Genomic DNA, 15,154 nt, shown 5'->3' on the forward strand with positions numbered 1-15,154 from the left:
AGATGACTATGAAATATACTGAAGAGATATTTAATATACTTAGCAAAGGGGGATTCATTTCTTCCAATAGTGTCTCTACCCAAGTGAAACGCTTGTATGATGCCATTGAGGAAGATTTGCCCGATTATTATGATTACTACAAAGGCATCGGTTTTTATCTGGAAGGCGGTGACGGTTATTACTACTTTACCCGCAAGGAATCGAAAGTCGATTTGGAACGTAAACTGGAAGCAATTCAGAAGTGGATTGATTACTTGAGTTTCCTGAAAACCTATCATTCGGCATTCGGCCCGGGCTTTCTGTTTCGTGCCGCTGATATTGAGATTCAGATAGGATGCGATATCGAACTGAAAGAAAAGGCAACCAAACTGTTTTCGGATAAGAAGAAATATGATGAAGTAGTCGGCAAACTGCTGAAAGAACTGGAGAGTATAGGACTGATAGAGAAAGAAAACGAACTTGACGGGACGTATAAAGTATTGTCGGCTTTCCATTATATGGAGGACTTGGTTGATTGTATCACAATTTCAGAGGAGGTGCAAGATGAGATACCTGAATAAGATTATTTTTCTGAACAGTGCCCATATTCCGTATGCGGAAGTGAAGTTGGATGGGAACGTACATTTTATAGGTACGCAAGGTGTCGGTAAGAGTACGCTGCTCCGTGCCATCCTATTCTTTTATAATGCTGACAAACTAAGACTAGGCATTCCGAAGGAGAAGAAAAGCTTCGATGCTTTTTACTTTCCATACGCCAATTCTTACATTATCTATGAGGTGATGCGGGAGAATGGGGCGTATTGTGTGGTAGCTGCCAAATCCCAGGGACGGGTGTTTTTCCGTTTTATTGATGCGCCATTCCAACAGGACTGGTTCATTGACGAACACAATGTGGTACATTCCGAGTGGGGACGCATCCGCGAACATATCGGTTCGAAGATTCAGATTACTGCACAAGTGACTAGCTATGAAATGTATCGGGACATTATTTTCGGTAATAACCGCAAGCACGAAATGATACCCTACCGCAAGTTTGCCATTGTGGAAAGTGCAAAATATCAGAATATTCCCCGTACGATACAGAACGTCTTTTTAAATTCCAAACTGGATGCTGATTTTATAAAAGATACCATTATCCGTTCGATGAGTGATGAGGATATTTCTGTCGATTTGGACTTCTATCGTAGCCAGATAAAGGAATTCGAGCAGGAATACAGGGACGTGATGCTTTGGTTTACAAAGAACAAGAATGGAGAAGTGCCTGTCCGGAAGATGGCGGAGAAAGTAATGAACGCCTATCGTGACTTGATTTATACTCAAAAGCAGATTGGTGAAGGGCGTGCGGAGCTTAACTTTGCGGAGAAACAGGCTTTGCATGAGATTCCGTTAGTGAAGGAAGAACAGGCTAAAGCGGAGACGGAACGTGAACGGTTGCTGCGGCTTATGGGTGAACTGCAACAAAAGTACACCAATGAGCGTGATGGCTTAATTAGGGATATAGGTATAATAAACGATTTGCTCAAAAAGATACGTGAGAAACGTCTGCATTACGAGCAGATGCAGATTGAAGAAATCATCAAACGGGTATCTTGCGAAGAATTACTGATTCAGGAACTTGAACAAGTCCGGAATATGAAATCGGAACTGACAAGAGCTTATGAGGACGTATTGAGTAAGTACCGATTGCTGTTTGAGAAACTGGAAGCTGATTTCCGTACTTTTGAGAATAGCCAGCAAGCACGGATAAATGCTCGGAATGCGGAGATTGCCGGCAAGCAGGAAGAATTGATGCAACAGCTTCGTGTGGAAGAAGAAAAAGTAAGGGTAACGCAAGAAGAGAAAGTGCAGACTGTGGATAATCGTATCCGGCAGTTGCGCGACGAACAGGCACAGTGTAACCTGAAACTTCAAAAGGTGAAATACGAACATCCCCATCAAAAGGAAATGTCCGATTGTGAAGACGGCATCAACGAACTGCGCAAAAAGGACAAGGAACTGGAACATAGCATCCGTCAGCAACAAGGAGAAATAAAGCAGTTGAGGCAGGATTGTGAATGGAAAGTGAAAGAATTGAAATGGGAATTTCAGACAAAGATGGAGACCGTTCGTAAAGAACGGAGCGCGATTGAAGAACAGTTGCAAACATTGGATGCCTTGATTGAGAAACGAAAAGGTTCTTTGTGTGAATGGCTGGAGAAGAACAAACCGGATTGGCAGGAGACGATAGGCAAGGTGGCGGATGAGGAACTGGTGTTGTACAACAATGAACTGCAACCTCAATTAGTGAATAAGGAAGCTACTTTGTTCGGCGTTTCACTCAATCTGACAGCAATCGAGCGTTCTGTCCGCACTCCCGAGGAAATGAAGCAGGAGCGCGATAGGCAACAAGCAGCCCGGCAACTCTGTACCGACCGTCTCACCCGACTGACGGAAGAAGAGGGGGAAGCTGTTTCTTCTTTGGAGAAGAAGTATTCGAAGCAAATACATAGTATTTTGGAAGAACAACATCTGATGGAAGCCGAGCGAATGCAGATTCCTGCAAAATTGAAGAATTTGCAGGCTGATTACGCCTCATGGAAGACGAAGGAAGAGGAATGGAAAAGAGGATGTACCGAAGAATTACAGGCGCAACTGAATGATATCGGTCATCGTCTTTATGTGGCGGAAGGCGAGAAGGAGAAGCATTTGGCGGAACGGGAAAAACTGTTGAAAGCTTGCCGGAAAGTGTATAATGATAGCAGGACGGAACTCCGGAAGGAACTGGAGGAGTTTGTTGCCGGCATTCAGCAAGAGATAGAGCGGATGAAACAGCAAACTGCGGAGCGGAAAAAGGAATTGAAGCAGGCGCAGGAGAATGAATTGAATGGAAAGGGTGCTGATACGGTCACTATCCGCAAGTATGATGACAGGCTTGCCGAAATAAATAAAGAATTAGATTATATAGGTAAATCCCGCCCACAAGTTCTTTTTTATGAAAGAGACAAGGAGGAGCTGTTTGATAAAGAACCTGCTACGCGAAGCAGGAAGAAAGAACTGGATGCGAAGCTAGTTGCATTGGACGAACGTTTCGCTCTGAAAAAGGAGAAGTTGCAGGTTCAGAAAAAAGGGGCGGACGAGCACCTCGACCGGATTAACAAGGAATTGCACTTATTGGAGGATGGATTGAATAAAGTGGATATGTTCCGGAAAGATGAAACTTTCTGTCCGCCTTCTGTGACAGAAATAGGAGAGAAGCCTACTCGGAAAAATTGCGATGTTATTGTGGAAGAGTTGAAGTCGCTCATCGTATCCACTATCAGAAAAACAGAAGAATTCAAGAAAGCGGTGACGCAGTTCAATGGAAACTTCTCGTCAAAAAACACGTTTCATTTCCGTACGGAACTGGTTGGAGAACAGGATTACTATGATTTCGCTTCCAATCTGTGCGAGTTTGTAGATAATGATAAGATTTCCGATTATCAGAAACATATCAGTGAACGGTATACGGATATAATCCGCCGGATTTCGCAGGAAGTGGGAGGACTGACCCGTAATGAAAGCGAGATACACAGAACAATAAAGGATATCAACGACGATTTTGTCAAGCGGAATTTTGCCGGAGTAATAAAGGAAATAGCTCTTCGCCCGCTTCAGAGCAGCGATAAACTGATGCAGTTATTGCTGGAGATTAAACGGTTTAGCGATGAGAACCAATATAATATGGGAAAGGTTGATTTGTTCTCGCAGGATTCCCGTGAAGATGTCAATGCGGTGGCTGTCCGGCATTTGTTGTCGTTTATGAAATTCCTGCTTGACGAGCCGGGACGCAGGCGGTTGGCGCTTGCCGATACATTCAAACTGGAGTTCCGTGTGAAAGAGAATGATAATGACACGGGATGGGTGGAGAAGATAGCCAATGTAGGTTCCGACGGTACGGACATTCTGGTGAAAGCCATGGTCAATATCATGCTGATTAATGTATTCAAAGAAAAGGCATCACGTAAGTTTGGTGACTTTAAAATCCATTGTATGATGGATGAAATAGGCAAGTTACACCCCAACAATGTGAAAGGCATTCTGGATTTTGCCAATTGCCGGAATATATTGTTGGTAAACAGTTCTCCCACTACTTATAATGTGGAGGACTATCGTTATACCTATTTATTGAGTAAGGACGGGCGGTCAAATACACAGGTTGTCCCATTGTTAACCTATAATAAGATAGAAAAATGAGTGGCAGTTTATTTACATTGGCAATGGCGAGGCTGGTTCTGAAAATGCTGGGCGGCGAGCTCATACCTTACACAAAGTTTGATGGACTGATAGCAAATAGATTAATGGATGAGGGAATCATCACTATTGTTCCCCGAGGGAGTAAGCGTAGTTTTCGTATGATTGACCCGGAAGGATGCCGTATCTACATCTCCCAGAATTATACTTCTGGCATGGAGCTGGAAGATTGGATTGAGATGAAGAACTGTCCGGATGAAGTGTCGCGTTCGGAGCAAGTGGCGAAGGCGGGGGACTCTAAATTGAGATATACCCGTACGTTCAAAGGTTTTCTCCTCAATTGTTATACGCCTATAGAAGCTACGTTTCATGGCGAACCATGTGTGCTTTCTCCCTTGCAAGGCACTTCTATTTTCATGCAGGATTACGAATATTTCCGTATTCCTGAAGATGTCGTAGTAGTGGGTATAGAGAATGGAGAGAATTTCCAGCATATCCGTGCCCAAAAGTACTTGTTTGAAGGAATGAAAGTTCTTTTCGTGTCCCGTTATCCGCAATCGAAGGATTTGTGTAACTGGCTAAAGATAATTCCCAATCGTTATATCCATTTCGGAGATATAGATTTGGCTGGCATTTCTATCTTTTTAAATGAATTCTATGTCAAATTGGGCAACCGTGCGGAATTTTTCATTCCTGCGGATGTGAAGAAACGCCTCAAGGACGGAAACCGGCAGCTTTATGATAATCAGTATTTGCGTTATAGGGCTATGTTGGTTTCTGACGAACGTTTAAGGCCATTGGTGGCAATGATTCATAAATATGGGAAAGCGTATGAACAAGAAGGTTATATAAAAGAGTAAAATATTCATTATGATTACATTAGATAATTTTGAGAGCTGTGTACCCTATAGAATATTAGTGCGCGGAGAAGAGTATTATGATACAGATGCCGTTTCCGAACTGGAAGAAACCTCACCCGGTGAATGGACTGCAACCGTAGAGGGAACGGATGATTATAATGTAGAAATATCTATGAACGGAAAGGAAGTAGAATCCTGGTACTGTGATTGTCCGTATGATGGAGAAATCTGCAAGCATGTCGTGGCAGCACTTCTGGCAATTCGTGATAATAATAAACGAGTAAGTCGTAGTGCATTTTCAAAAATGAGAATAGTTACAAAGGAAGAAGAGGTTGTACAGCCCGATGTGGACATCAAACAATTGCTGTCATTCATTAGTCCGCAAGAAATTTCTACATTTATCAGTGAATATGCCTCAACGAATCCGGAATTTAAGGCAGCGTTTTTGAAGCGTTTTATATTCAAGGAATCGTCTTCGACATCAAAGGGAAAAGATTATAGAACGGAAATCCAAAAGATTTTTAATAGTTTCGGTGACAGTAAAAAGTCTCGTTATCATAATCGTTATAATGATTACAGTCGTGATTGGGAAACTGTTTTCAATCGAATGGATGTTTTTCTGAAGAAAGCAGACTTCTTTTTGAGTCTGGGAGATATGGATAGTACTATTGCCATAGCTCTTCAAACACTTCGTTCTATCGGTGAGAATTATGAGGATGAATTACTATATATTGACGATGATGATGACTTTGGCACTTCCCTTTATTGTGAGCATGCAGGAGGTTTACTCATGAAAGTGGTTGGACATCCTAAAACAACTCAGAAACAAAAGACGGATATTCTACAGGAATTACGTCAGATTGCTGAAATATCTACTTATCGAAATTACGGAATCTATGATATAGATGAACTTATGATGCAAATCAATCTTTCGATTCAGCCGACAGAAAAAGCCTTGGAATTGATTGATGGACTTCTTGAAACAAGAAAGGACACTCATGATTTATATCAGTTAGTTCTTCGCAAAGTCAACTTATTATTGGAGCAGAATGAAGAGCAAAAAGCGAATGAAATGATCCGCCAATATCTTTATCTGACTGAAATACGGGAGATGGAGGTTGAAAAATTGATTGTCCGTTGCCAATACGATGAAGCCATCCGTTTGCTGGATGAAGGAATAGAGATTGCGAAAGAAGAGATATATCCCGGTACCGATAGTAAATGGTTGGAAATAAAACTTAAGATTTACGAGACGACCAACCGGACTTCCGAAGTAATTGATACATGTCGTCTATTGTTTGTGACAGGCAGGGATAAACTGACATATTACAATAAACTCAAAACTCTGATTCCGAAAGAACAATGGAAGAGTTTTCTGGATGCGATGATGAAGGAAACAGAATTTAGTAACTATTTTTCTTTCGGTGGAAGTGCTGAAGCTGATATCTATGTGAAAGAACAGGATAATGAGCGTCTGTTCACCTTGTTGTCATCAACTAGATATGATCAACTGGAAGCATTGATGCGGTATGCTCATTATTTGAAGGATACTCATTCGGAACAGCTGATTGCTATGTATACTTCTTCGTTGAATGACTATGCCGAACGGAAAATGGGACGGAGGAATTATGAATTTATCGCACAAGTGTTACCGTGCATACATAAACTAAAGGGAGGACAGACTGCAGTGAAAAACATAGTAGCGGAATTTCGGATAAAATATAAACGTCGTCCGGCAATGATGGAAGTGTTGAAGGATTTTTGAAAAGACTTTATTATAAGTTTTTTTGTATCTCTGTAGTTTAGGGATGATAAAGTTCGTACCTTTGTAAAGTTACAAATAAGAATGATAATGAAGAAGTCTATAAAACGTTTACCCAAATGTACACAGGAAGAATTGACAGTTTTGCTGGATTTAGTGTGTAAAAGCATCGGGAATTGTCAGATGGTTATCCTGTTCGGAAGTTATGCAAGGGGAAACTATGTTTTATGGGACACTAATATAGAATTTGGTGTTCATACTTCCTATCAAAGCGATTATGACATTCTTGTCGTCGTGACCGGACCTACTAAACACGTGGAAGAAAAACTCTATCGTATTACTAATAAATATCATGACTTGTTTGCAGACCGCCGTCATGCATTCCCACAATTTATAGTAGAGCATATTAATACAGTAAACCGTAACTTGGAAGTCAGCCAGTATTTCTTTACGGATATAGTAAAGGAGGGCATTATGCTTTATAATAGTGGCAAACACGAATTGGCTAAACCACGGAAGCTGAGTTTTAAGGAGATTCGGGATATTGCGCAGAGTGAATTTAATAAGCTTTTTCCTTATGCCTGTGACTTTTTAGGTAGTGTGAAGGAATATTTCGTGCCTAAAGGACAATATAACTTATCAGCTTTCATGCTTCATCAAGCTTGTGAGAAACTTTATAATTGTATCTTGATGGTCTTTACGAACTATCGCCCAAAGAGTCATAAAATCAAGGAACTCGGTGGGATGGTGAAACGTTTTTCTATGGAATTAACTACAGTCTTTCCTCAAAATACGGATGTAGAGAAAGAATGTTTTGATTTATTATGCCGTTCTTACATTGAAGCTCGCTATAACAAAGATTTCAGTATCTCACAAGAACAACTGGAATATCTTATTTCCCGCATAGATATTCTGAAAGATATTACTGAACGCTTATGTAAGAAGAAGATTGTGGAATATGATATGATGACGGAATAATTGTCCCCTGTGAAATAAGACTAGCCCTCCTATGAAATAAAAAACAAAATATATCTGTCATCTGTCACAGATTATAATCTAACTTGCAGAGTATAAGAACTTAGTAGCGTGACAGCACAAGGTGACAGCAGTGTGATAGCAATAATGCTGTCACCCCAAAAAACAAAGAAAAAATCAAAGATACTGTTTGGAATTTGATAGTATCAGCTATAGAAAGATAAGTCGTTCAATTTATTATCCCCGTACTTATGAGTTGTGCTCTGCCTTTAAACTAACGGTTTCAAGGCGTGAAACTGTTGGTTCTGCGGTTTGAAACTTTAGTTTCATACGCTTGAAACTCTAGTTCCAATTACTTGAAACCATTGGTTTCTCACCGATGAAACTATAGTTTCCCTTCGCTGGAACTGTAGTTTCAAGCGGAGAAAACTAATTTGCCCCGTAATTAGGTCGTGACAATCCCGTTTCTTTCAGATAAAGAGATGCTTGATATATCAATAATTTTCTGTATTAAAAACTTGTTTTCTTTGCTGGTTTCGGATATTATGACTAATTTAGCAGTCTCAACGATCACAAAGGCGCTGACAAAACAATTTATTATCAAATTAATGAAAATTACTCAATTTCGTAAGAATGAAGATACGATAGCGCTCAGCGTAATGGATCTTGATATACTGGTAAATAAGATAAAGACAGAAATAAAATCCCGTCCTGTTTCTACATTCAGAGAACATCTGCGATATACCCTTTCCGATGAACGGTGTATGTTTGCCGATAAACTGCCCAAGATAATTCCTGCCGCTGAATTCCGAAAAGTAAACGGTCAGAAACAGATGAAAAGCTACAACGGTATTGTAGAACTGACCATTGGCCCTTTATCCAATAAGTCGGAAATCGCTTTAGTGAAACAAAAAGCCTGTGAGCAACCACAAACCCGTTGTGTTTTTATGGGTTCAAGTGGCAAAACTGTGAAAATATGGACTACCTTCACCCGACCGGACAACTCCCTTCCCAAAACACGGGAAGAAGCGGAACTATTCCATGCCCATGCTTATCGACTGGCTGTGAAATGTTATCAGCCCCAAATCCCGTTCGATATACTTCCCAAAGAACCGACTCTGGAACAATATTCGCGATTATCCCACGATCCGGACATCATATATCGTCCGAATTCAGTCCAATTTTATCTCTCTCAACCATCATCAATGCCCGAAGAAACCACTTTCCGTGAAGCGGTTCAGGCGGAGAAATCTCCATTGACCCGTGCCGTACCGGGATATGATGCGGAAAATGCCTTCCTGATGCTTTTCGAAGCCGCTTTTCGGAAAGCTTATGCCGATCTCCGGGAAGCGGGGCTCGAATTGAGCAAAGACACATGGCATCCTTTAGTTGTCCAACTGGCTAAAAACTGTTTTGCTTCGGGACTTCCACAAGAAGAAGTTGTGAAACGTACTGTTTTCCACTTCTATATGTATAGACAGGAAGAGCTTATCCGGCAAATGATTGGCAATATATATACCGAGTGCAAAGGTTTCGGCAAGAATATCAGCCTGACTAAAGAGCAGCAACTCGCCTTGCAGACTGAAGAATTTATGAAACGCCGCTATGAATTCCGTCATAATACCCAAATTGGTGAGGTAGAATATCGTGAAAGGCTTTCTTTTCGTTTCCGTTTCAATCCTCTCGATAAACGTGCGCTGAACAGCATTGCTTTGGATGCACAGATGGAAGGTATCCCGTTGTGGGATAGGGATATTAGTCGTTATATTTACTCCAACCGCGTCCCTGTATTCAACCCGTTGGAAGATTTCCTCTACCGGCTTCCCGCATGGGACGGTAAAGACCGTATTCGTGCATTGGCAGCCACCGTCCCTTGTAAGAATCCGTATTGGATGGATTTGTTCCACCGTTGGTTCCTCAATATGGTTTCTCATTGGAAAGGAAGCAATAAAAAGTATGCAAACAGTGTTTCGCCCTTACTTGTCGGACCGCAAGGGACACGTAAATCCACCTTTTGCCGGAGCATAATGCCCCCTTCCGAGCGTTCCTACTATACTGACAGCATTGATTTCTCCCGAAAGAAAGATGCCGAACTTTACCTCAATCGTTTTGCGCTTATCAATATCGATGAATTTGACCAGGTGAGTTCGACACAACAAGGCTTTCTGAAACATATTCTGCAAAAGCCTGTACTGAATGTGAAGAAACCTCATGGCAGTGCCGTGCTTGAAATGCGTCGGTACGCCTCATTCATAGCTACAAGTAACCAGAAAGACTTGTTGACCGACCCTTCCGGCAGTCGTCGTTTTATTTGCATCGAAGTGACCGGAGTGATTGACACCAACCGTCCGATAGACTATGAGCAGCTTTACGCACAAGCTATGTACGAATTGGAACATGGCGAACGTTACTGGTTCGACCAGGAGGAAGAAAAGATCATGGTGGAAAACAACCGTGAATTTGAACAAGTCCCGCCGGAAGAGCAACTTTTCTTCCGTTATTTCCGTGCCGCACAGCCTGAAGAAGGGGAGTGGTTGTCTCCAGCGGAGATTATGGAAGATATTCAAAAAGGCAGTTCAATCCCGATGTCTGTCAAGAGGGTTAATTCCTTCGGAAGAATACTGAAAAAGCAAGAAATACCTTCCAAACATACGCGTAGCGGTACACTCTATCATGTTGTAAGACTAATAACCAGGTGACGGCAAAAATGCCATCACCCTGCCGTCACCTCTTGCTGTCACAGTCTTATCGGTTCATTACTAAACAATTAACCCCTAAATTGTGACAGATGACAGCAACTCACCAAATATATTCTTCTGTGTAGCGTTGGTAAGTTGGCTCTTCTTTTATCCCTTTATTGCGGAATAGTTGTCTGATGTAGGCTTGGTCTTTAGGCATAAGCCCCCGTTCTCCACGATAGAATCGATAATATCCCGTTTTTCCATAGTGTCCTACCAATTGTATTCTGATACTGACTGCATCCTCATAGGGGATTCTGTTAAGCAACTGTTTAAGTCCCCATGCCACATGGACTTTTACTGTAGTTTTGAAACATTCGCATTGGTTTCCATCCGCAGGATAACGTGCCGGATTAACGATGGAGATATAAAGGTAATCTGTTGTATCAAGTTGTGTAGCTATGTGGCGCAGGCATTTGGAGGCTTGTGGACATTGAGCGTTGAAACAACGGGCAAAATTGTAAGGGACAGACAGACTGTCGGGTTCTTCTTTCATTTTGTAGGGTTTATTTTATTTGTGAAATACTGTTGTAAATATTGCAAACAGAATTCTTCACAAAAGTAGGACTTTATTTTGGGAATGGGAAGCGTTGGGATTGTTTTATTTGTATGTTATGGGGATTTCTTATCAACATTTGGTAATTAGGGATACTCAATACATATCCCTAATTATTTGCAGCAAGGTTTCTCTTTCTTGTTTAAGGTTCTTTATCTCTATTTTTAGCCAATCAATTTCTTTGTTCTTTGAGGAAATCAATTCATCTACAACTTCCTTAGGGAAATAATTGTTATAAACGAAGTTGAGTATTTTATAAAGGTCATCTATTTCTCTTTTTTTAAGCTCTCAAATTGTTCTTTCTGTTTCTCTAACAGTTTCTCAAAGAGTTCAATCGTTTGTTCTATGGGAAAATTATTGAATGTTTGGTTATTACCAATTGCATTTTTTACACCGCAATTCTCGTAAAAATTATTTGTGTTATATAAAACTGTTTCTTCGTTATACTCTTTCAATCCGTCGGTAGTAACTCCTAATGCAGAGGCTATTTTTTCTAATCGTTCATCGTCAATTTTCTCGGTTTGTTCCATTTTTGAAACAGCCTGCTTGGTTATTCCTAATAATTGGCCTAGCTCCGTTTGAGTCATACCGCGAAGTCTGCGTACACGTTCTATCTTTTTCCCAAGGTGAAGGTGATTTGATTTTATATTTTCTATTGTTTCCATTCTTCTATATATTAGATTGCTGAATCTAGCAGTGATTATTTCATATATTTTTTCAGGATCTCAATTTTATCTTGCTCACTTTTCAATAAACGCTCATATAACTCAACTATCTTTTCAAGTGGATTTATTTGTTGAACGATGGCGTATGTAGTAGCACCTTCAGAGATATTTGCATCCTTATAATTATGATGATTAATATTGAAAATCGTCTTTTCAACATCAAAGTCTTTAATGACTTCTTCGGATATACCCAACACTTCAGCAATTCTTTTTAGAAAGCCTTCTTCTATTTCCTCTTGTTTCTCAATCTTTGAAATGACCTGCTGATTTACACCAAGATCGGCAGCCAGCGCTTCCTGTTTCATGCCTAAATATACACGAATCCTTTGTAAATTGCGTCCGACATGTCTCCGGTTTTCTTTCTCTTTTATTTCAACATCCATATTATTGTTCTTTAAATGAATACGTCTAGGCAAAGATAACAAGAAACAGTTTAATTCAAATGAAAGTATGCTTTATTTTTTAGTGTATGTTTTTGTTTCTGTAGTTTTGGTTATTTTATTTGATGAAATTTATTGTTAGTTTGGGTAAACAATATATTAAACATGGTACTGAATTTTATATCTAGTTTTATTCTTTGAATTGTACGGAAAGTAACTTTTAGTCATCTGATTTTTTGTGAGGAAAATATCTTCTTAAACATTGCAGAAGGATGATTATTTAATATAGGTATAGTTTGTGAAATATATGTGTTACCCCTGGTAAAACTATGTAATTACATTATTTCTACAAAAACGAGTAAATAATTTCTTCTTGTTAATTATTTTAATTAGATTTGCAACTTCCGATAATACACAATTATAAGAAGTTAAGTGTTAGGTATATGGATAAGAAGTCATTAACAGAGGAAGATATAAAATTACGTTTTATAACTCCAGCTATTGTTGAAAAGGCAGGATGGCAAAAAGAACTCATAAAGATGGAATATTACTTTACTGATGGGCGAGTAATATTTCAAGGGAATGTTCATGCCCGGAAACAAGGAAAGAAAGCTGACTATTTATTGCATTATTCTGCAAATAATCCTATTGCTATAGTTGAGGCAAAAGATAATAATAAAGCTGTGGGAGCTGGACTGCAACAGGCAATGGACTATGCGAAAATTCTGGATATACCTTTTGCTTACAGTTCTAACGGAGACGGTTTTATTGAGCATGATTTTCTTACTGGTAAGGAAACTAATATTAATATGGATGAGTTTCCAACTCCTGATGAACTGTTAAAACGTTTACGTGATTCTAAAAAATATACTTCGGAAGAAATAAAGGCTATTGAAGAACCTTATTATTGGGATGCTCATACTAACATTCCTCGTTATTATCAGCGAATAGCTATAAATAGAACAATTGAAGCTGTTGCCCGTGGACAAAATCGAATTTTATTGGTAATGGCAACAGGTACAGGAAAAACTTTTACAGCTTTCCAGATTATTCATCGGTTGACAAAATCTGGATTAAAAAGGCGAGTCTTATATCTTGCAGATAGAAATGTCTTGATAGATCAGACTATGGCTCAAGATTTTAAGCCTTTTAAAAAAGTTATGACGAAGATTCAAAAGAAGAATATGGACTCTTCTTTTGAAATATATATGGCTCTATATCAACAATTAGTTTCTTATGACGAGAATATTCCCGATCCTTTTAAAGAGTTCAAATCAACTTTCTTTGATTTGATTCTTGTAGATGAGTGTCATCGTGGAAGTGCTAAAGATGAATCGGAGTGGCGAAAAGTGTTAGAGTATTTTTCTTCCGCAACTCAGATTGGTATGACTGCAACCCCTAAAGTAAAAGAAGGAGCTAATAATCTTGACTATTTCAATGAGCCTTTGTATACATACTCATTAAAGCAAGGTATTGAAGATGGTTTTTTAGCTCCGTATAGAGTAACTAACTCTTTTTTGAATATCGATTTAGAAGGATGGACGCCCGAGGAAGATGAGTTGGATATAAAAGGTAATCTCATTAAAGCTGGTTTTTATAACCGGAAAACATTTGGACGTGAGTTAGTTATTATGCAACGCCGAGATATTGTTGCTCGACGCATAACTAAAATGCTCCATAGAATAGGACGCATGACAAAATCTATAATCTTTTGTGCAGATATAGAAGAAGCGGAGGCGATGCGGCAACTTTTGGTTAATTATAACTCTGATTTGTGCAAGAAGGATTCTCGCTATATTATGCGTATCACTGGAGATGAGAATATTGGGAAGAAACAACTTGATAATTTTATAGATCCAGATCAACCATATCCTACGCTCGTTACGACTTCCGAAATGCTTTCTACTGGTGTCGATTGTAAAACCTGCGGACTTATTGTTATTGATAAAGAAATAGGTTCTATGACAGAATTTAAGCAGATTGTAGGGCGTGGTACTCGGTTGCGTACTGATAAGGGGAAGTGGCATTTTGAAATTCTTGATTTCAGGAATGTGACCCAATTGTTTAAAGATCCAGAATTTGATGGTGATCCAGAGCTGGAAGGTGGAGGGAGTAAAACATATCCTCCATATCGTCCGCGTCGGACTGTATCACATGACCAACCTCCAAGGGAATATGGTCGCAAGAAATATTACATTAATGGAAAAGATATTCAGATAAACACAGAAATTGTTTCATACCTTGGTGCTGATGGACATACTCTTGTCACAGAAAGTTTAACAGATTTTACACGTAAGAATATTCGAGGTAAGTATGCTACGTTGGATGAGTTTATAAAGAACTGGACTGCTGCTGATAAGAAGAAAGTTATTGTTGATGAACTTAAAGAATACAATGTTTTACTTGATGCAGTTCGTGAAAAGCGTCCTGATTTACTTAATGCAGACATTTTTGATATAATATGTCATGTGGCTTTTGATAAGCAACCGCTTACGCGGAAGGAACGTGCTAATAATGTAAAGAAGAGAGATTATTTATCTAGATATGAAGGTGTGGCTAAACAAGTTTTAGAAGCATTGTTAGATAAATATGCTGATAAAGGCATTTTGGAATTTGAGAATGAGGATATACTTGATACCCCTCCTTTTAATACAATCGGTAAGCCTCAAAAGATAGTTAAGTTGTTTGGTGGATGGGAGAAATTTGAAAAAGCACTTAAAGATTTAGAAAACGAATTATATGTAGCATAATTTATGGCAGTTAATAATATAATAAAACGATTACAGAATATAATGCGTCAAGACGCAGGTATTAGTGGTGATGCACAGCGTATTGAACAAATGGTTTGGCTATTCTTCCTAAAAGTTTATGATGCACAGGAAGAAACGTGGGAGTATAAAAGTCGCCGTGAAAAAAAGGTATTTAAATCAATTATTCCGGAAGAGCTAA

The 15,154-nt window shown here is 39.4% G+C and carries 11 protein-coding genes; 8 read left to right on the forward strand and 3 right to left on the reverse strand.

All coding sequences use genetic code 11. The features are described from left to right. The first annotated feature begins 8 nt into the window (after positions 1 to 8). From BXY_RS17415 to BXY_RS17440, 6 genes are all read left to right on the forward strand, one after another. Positions 9 to 560, forward strand: a complete 552-nt coding sequence (locus BXY_RS17415; protein ID WP_004308256.1) for a condensin complex protein MksE — start codon at positions 9 to 11, stop codon at positions 558 to 560. Beyond that, positions 544 to 4,212: an ATP-binding protein gene (locus BXY_RS17420; RefSeq protein ID WP_015532539.1), complete on the forward strand. Its 3,669-nt coding sequence runs from the start codon at positions 544 to 546 to the stop codon at positions 4,210 to 4,212. Before BXY_RS17415 ends, BXY_RS17420 begins: the two co-directional genes overlap by 17 nt. Next, the gene (locus BXY_RS17425) at positions 4,209 to 5,069 is read left to right on the forward strand and encodes a DUF7281 domain-containing protein (protein ID WP_008644393.1); all 861 of its coding nucleotides are present in this window, start codon (positions 4,209 to 4,211) and stop codon (positions 5,067 to 5,069) included. The genes BXY_RS17420 and BXY_RS17425 overlap by 4 nt, the downstream gene beginning before the upstream one ends. Before the next feature lie 10 nt (positions 5,070 to 5,079). Then, the gene (locus BXY_RS17430; RefSeq protein WP_008644395.1) at positions 5,080 to 6,834 is read left to right on the forward strand and encodes an SWIM zinc finger family protein; all 1,755 of its coding nucleotides are present in this window, start codon (positions 5,080 to 5,082) and stop codon (positions 6,832 to 6,834) included. Positions 6,835 to 6,921: 87 nt separating this feature from the next. Beyond that, the gene (locus tag BXY_RS17435) at positions 6,922 to 7,809 is read left to right on the forward strand and encodes a HEPN domain-containing protein (RefSeq protein ID WP_015532540.1); all 888 of its coding nucleotides are present in this window, start codon (positions 6,922 to 6,924) and stop codon (positions 7,807 to 7,809) included. 605 nt (positions 7,810 to 8,414) lie between these two features. Continuing rightward, positions 8,415 to 10,505 (forward strand): BT4734/BF3469 family protein, encoded by a 2,091-nt coding sequence (locus BXY_RS17440; protein WP_134993551.1) that lies wholly within the window; start codon positions 8,415 to 8,417, stop codon positions 10,503 to 10,505. Positions 10,506 to 10,605: 100 nt separating this feature from the next. Here BXY_RS17440 and BXY_RS17445 read toward each other — a convergent pair whose 3' ends face one another. From BXY_RS17445 to BXY_RS17455, 3 genes are all read right to left on the reverse strand, one after another. Further along, positions 10,606 to 11,040, reverse strand: coding sequence for a DUF6078 family protein (locus BXY_RS17445; RefSeq protein WP_004316548.1), 435 nt, complete (start codon positions 11,038 to 11,040; stop codon positions 10,606 to 10,608). A 326-nt stretch (positions 11,041 to 11,366) separates the two neighbouring features. Continuing rightward, positions 11,367 to 11,765 (reverse strand): helix-turn-helix domain-containing protein, encoded by a 399-nt coding sequence (locus BXY_RS17450; RefSeq protein WP_004301999.1) that lies wholly within the window; start codon positions 11,763 to 11,765, stop codon positions 11,367 to 11,369. A 35-nt stretch (positions 11,766 to 11,800) separates the two neighbouring features. Then, on the reverse strand, positions 11,801 to 12,208 hold the full coding sequence (locus tag BXY_RS17455; protein ID WP_004302000.1) for a helix-turn-helix domain-containing protein: 408 nt from the start codon (positions 12,206 to 12,208) through the stop codon (positions 11,801 to 11,803). 440 nt (positions 12,209 to 12,648) lie between these two features. On the opposite strand from BXY_RS17455, the gene hsdR reads away from it, so the two are divergent. Both hsdR and BXY_RS17465 read left to right on the forward strand, forming a co-directional pair. Beyond that, positions 12,649 to 14,955, forward strand: a complete 2,307-nt coding sequence (hsdR, locus tag BXY_RS17460) for an EcoAI/FtnUII family type I restriction enzme subunit R (protein WP_015532542.1) — start codon at positions 12,649 to 12,651, stop codon at positions 14,953 to 14,955. Positions 14,956 to 14,958: 3 nt separating this feature from the next. Then, a partial coding sequence (locus BXY_RS17465; protein WP_208946838.1) for a type I restriction-modification system subunit M N-terminal domain-containing protein occupies positions 14,959 to 15,154 on the forward strand: 196 nt, incomplete at its 3' end.

The sequence above is a fragment of the Bacteroides xylanisolvens XB1A genome (assembly GCF_000210075.1).
Taxonomy (GTDB): domain Bacteria; phylum Bacteroidota; class Bacteroidia; order Bacteroidales; family Bacteroidaceae; genus Bacteroides; species Bacteroides xylanisolvens.

Bases quoted from the DNA above. Each gene is read 5' to 3' on its own strand.
- BXY_RS17435 (WP_015532540.1), top strand. From the start codon at position 6,922: ATGAAGAAGTCTATAAAACGTTTACCCAAATGTACACAGGAAGAATTG.
- BXY_RS17455 (WP_004302000.1), bottom strand. From the start codon at position 12,208: ATGGATGTTGAAATAAAAGAGAAAGAAAACCGGAGACATGTCGGACGC.
- BXY_RS17450 (WP_004301999.1), bottom strand. From the start codon at position 11,765: ATGGAAACAATAGAAAATATAAAATCAAATCACCTTCACCTTGGGAAA.
- hsdR (WP_015532542.1), top strand. From the start codon at position 12,649: ATGGATAAGAAGTCATTAACAGAGGAAGATATAAAATTACGTTTTATA.
- BXY_RS17425 (WP_008644393.1), top strand. From the start codon at position 4,209: ATGAGTGGCAGTTTATTTACATTGGCAATGGCGAGGCTGGTTCTGAAA.
- BXY_RS17420 (WP_015532539.1), top strand. From the start codon at position 544: ATGAGATACCTGAATAAGATTATTTTTCTGAACAGTGCCCATATTCCG.
- BXY_RS17440 (WP_134993551.1), top strand. From the start codon at position 8,415: ATGAAAATTACTCAATTTCGTAAGAATGAAGATACGATAGCGCTCAGC.
- BXY_RS17445 (WP_004316548.1), bottom strand. From the start codon at position 11,040: ATGAAAGAAGAACCCGACAGTCTGTCTGTCCCTTACAATTTTGCCCGT.
- BXY_RS17415 (WP_004308256.1), top strand. From the start codon at position 9: ATGAAATATACTGAAGAGATATTTAATATACTTAGCAAAGGGGGATTC.
- BXY_RS17430 (WP_008644395.1), top strand. From the start codon at position 5,080: ATGATTACATTAGATAATTTTGAGAGCTGTGTACCCTATAGAATATTA.